General features: G+C 57.1%; 2 protein-coding genes and 1 pseudogene. All 3 read left to right on the plus strand.

Annotated elements, in window-relative coordinates; all coding sequences use genetic code 11:
• Nucleotides 1-158 precede the first annotated feature (158 nt).
• Nucleotides 159-374, plus strand: a pseudogene (locus tag CW742_RS08850) (AMMECR1 domain-containing protein); the annotation flags it as partial.
• Between the two features lie 40 nt (nucleotides 375-414).
• Complete coding sequence (tgtA, locus tag CW742_RS08855) at nucleotides 415-1,869, plus strand: tRNA guanosine(15) transglycosylase TgtA (RefSeq protein WP_292419314.1); 1,455 nt, start codon at nucleotides 415-417, stop codon at nucleotides 1,867-1,869.
• The gene (gene arcS / locus CW742_RS08860; protein WP_292419317.1) at nucleotides 1,859-3,490 is read left to right on the plus strand and encodes an archaeosine synthase subunit alpha; all 1,632 of its coding nucleotides are present in this window, start codon (nucleotides 1,859-1,861) and stop codon (nucleotides 3,488-3,490) included. Before tgtA ends, arcS begins: the two co-directional genes overlap by 11 nt.
• Nucleotides 3,491-3,593: the final 103 nt, after the last annotated feature.

The raw sequence follows: 3,593 nt of genomic DNA on the forward strand, positions 1-3,593 counted from the left end.
CCGGGGTTGAGAGCGTTGCAAGAGTAGAGGCAAGGTAAGGTGGATGTCTACTTCCTGTAGGAAAACTTGAGCGCGAGCAGATAGCGCTTTAATCACCGATTCGGGCCGTCACCGCCCGGCATGCAGGAGAGTCTTGAACGCGGCCGGATGACACCGTAGCGGGAAAAGATGGGCTAAGCAAACGAGGACTGGGGACAAGTAGGCTCCTTCTCCCCCAGGTGGCAACAGCGTATGGATGGAATGCCACGACATTTCTTGAACATACCTGTATAAAAGCGGGTCTTCCCAACCGGTGCTGGACCAATCATTCGGTCGAGGTCCTTACATTTGAAGGACAGATCTTTTCTGAAAAACAAATGAGGGGAACCGTTTAACGCTTTTGAGCGCGCATGTACAAGGCGACCAGGAATAACCATGGCCATTGCATTTGAGAGCCTGTACAGCGACATTGCCGGGCGCTGCGGAAAACTTACAGTCGGAAAAAAGACCATGAGGACTCCGGCACTCCTGCCGGTTATCAACCCCCATCTCCAGCTGGTAACCCCAAAAGAGATGCGGGAGATGGGTGTTGAAGCAATTATTACCAACGCCTACATCTTTTCCCAGAGCAAGCAGTTCCGGACCCGCGCCCTTGAAGAAGGCCTACACAAGCTCCTTGATTTTGATGGCATCATCATGACCGATTCCGGTTCGTTCCAGCTCTCGGTGTATGGAGAAGTATCGATCACGAACACGGAAACGCTCTCCTTTCAGCGCGATATCGGAAGCGACATCTGGGTGCCGCTCGACATCCCCACATCTCCCGCTGCAGACCGCCAGACCACGGAGTGCGATCTTGCCATCACACTCCAGCGTCTTGCCGAAGCCCGGGAGGTCTTCGGGCCAGATGCCCCGATTGCCGGGCCGGTCCAGGGAGGTACTTTCGAAGATCTTCGTGAACGGTCGGCACGGGAGGTTATGGAGATCGGGTTCTCGTTCTGCCCCATCGGTGCAGTTGTCCCTCTTATGGAATCGTACCGGTACCGCGATCTCGTCCGGGTTGTTATGGCTTCAAAACGTACCCTCTCCCCCGCGGCCTGCATCCACCTTTTCGGTGCCGGTCATCCATCGATGTTTGCCCTTGCAACGGCAATGGGGTGCGATCTCTTTGACTCAGCCGCCTATGCACTCTATGCAAAAGACGGCAGGTACCTGACCGCACACGGCTCATACCGGATTGATGATCTCGCTGATCTTCCCTGTGCCTGCAGTGTCTGCCGGTCCCAAACTGCAGAGGAGCTCCGCGCAGCCCCAGACCGTGAGCGCCTGCTCGCTCTCCATAACTTGTACGCAACACTTGCCGAGATCTCCCGGATTCGCCAGGCGATTGTCGATGGGACACTCTGGGAACTTGTCGATGAACGGTGCCGTGGTCACCCGCGCCTGCTTGAAGGGTACCGGGAACTACTTGCTCATGTCCCCGCACTTGCAGAACATGACCGTGTCTCGAAACGACGGTTCTTTTACCGGGGAGATGAGAGTTGCCTGCGAACGGAAGTGCTCCAGTACCGGCAGGGGCTTTCGCGGCTTGCCCTTGGCAGAGAGGTCCTCATAGCTATTGACTGCAAAGGACTGGAAGGATTTGATACTCAGCTCTCGTTCAAGCCCCCATTCGGCCCATATCCGGTTGAGTTGAAAGAGACATTCCCCATCGGACCCTGCGAAATTCCGGAATGGGACGAGGCGCTGGTCCGCCAGGGTTGCCTTGGTATCCGGGCACTTGCTGAATCCCACCGCGATAGCCGGATCACGGTCATATGCAGCCGGAAATGGGCCGACCTGGTAATACGGGAACTTCCCGGTATCGAGGTGACCAGTGATGAAGTTTGATATCCGGAAGCGCGACGGGCTTGCCCGGACGGGGGTCTTCGGGAATGGAACAATAACCGTGCAGACACCGGCCGTGGTTGATCCGGATACCCTGTTTCCGGGCCTTGCTTCACTGTCTCCCTGCAATATCCCCCTTTCTGCCCCTTCCGGTCTTGCGGTGCACTATCACACCATTATTCCAGGAGGCCCGGTTTTCGTCCACCCGAACCGGGAAAATGCGGCCAGGAGCGGCGATTGCGTCATGGTTGCAAACTGGCACACCGCATTCTCCAACCCGAGAAATTACGTGGACTGGCTGGTCAATCTTAAAGAGAAGACCCCGTGCGACACTGCCTGGTACGCGCCTGCCGCTGCCCTGCCCTCAACGGTGGCAACTCTCTGTTATTCAGGGTTTGACCTCTTTGACTATACCGCAGTTGACCTGAAATCGTCCCAGGGATTGTTCTGCACTTCGACCGGTGACTTTCCTGTCGGTGCGCTCAAAGAAGGCATCTGCACCTGCCCCGGATGCCACGCAGGAAACCTGCGTGATCACAACCGCGAGGCCCTCCGGCAGGAAATCGCCCTTGTCTCCCGTTTCATCCGGCAATCACAACTCCGCGAGCTTCTCGAATCCCGGTGTCGTCTGGACGCAAACCAGGTGGCGATCATGCGCCATCTCGACCGGCATTATACATTCATGGAGGCACATCTGCCGGTAGCGAGAGCGGGCGTTATGCGGGCAAACTCGGCCGAATCCATGCAACGTGCCGAGGTGCAACGCTTTACAGAGCGGCTCCTCAGCCGTTACATCCCTCCCCCCGACGCTGATGTCGCAGTCCTTTTGCCCTGCTCGGCAAAAAAACCCTACTCGCTCTCGCAGAGCCACCGACGGTTCCAGCAGGCAATTGGTGGACGGGCTCATGAATTAATCGTCACCTCGCCCCTCGGTCTTGTGCCGCGCGAGCTCGAATGTACCTACCCGGCAGGTCATTACGATGTTCCGGTAACAGGATACTGGGACGCAGAAGAATGTGCAGTCATCTCCGGCATCCTTGCCCGTTACTTCTCGCGGCACCAGTACCGGAGGATCATCGCTCATCTCGAAGGAGGCGCCCTCCAGGTTGCGCGACAGGCTGCGGAGATCAGCGGGATCACGCTCGAATTTTCCTGTACGGATGATCCTGCCGGCCCGGCCGCACTGAATGCGCTGGATGCCGCACTTGCCGGTGAACGACGGGTAAAGGATGACCGGTTACACGGGATGCTTTCATACCAGTTCGGGTCCGATGTCGTAACAAAAGGCATCGTTGCGCGGGGCAGGTTCCCCGAACTCTTCTACAGCAGGGGCACTGTCCAGCTCTTCTCCATCGACACAGGAACCGGCCTCATCCGCCCCACGTTCGATGGCTGGGCACTGATCCCGGAAGGATACCGGGTCACGATTGATGATTTCGTGCCGGAAGGCGACGTGCTTGTTCCCGGCGTCAATGGTGCGGACCGGGCGATTCGTGATGGTGATGAGGTTTTTGTTGTCGGGAAACAGGCAGTTGCCACCGGTCGAGCCGCACTCCCCGCTGGGGAAATGCTCAGGTCACATCGCGGCGTGGCGGTCCGGGTGCGTAAGATAAAGAAGTTGTAATACAAAATCATGAGACAGATTCCGCCCGATCCGGGCATCTATGTATCCCAATTATGTTAATGGAGTGAAGTCGTTGTTTCGCATAGAAAAGGCAGAGCAGATT

This window comes from Methanoregula sp. (genome assembly GCF_002835825.1).
Classification (GTDB): Archaea; Halobacteriota; Methanomicrobia; order Methanomicrobiales; family Methanospirillaceae; genus Methanoregula.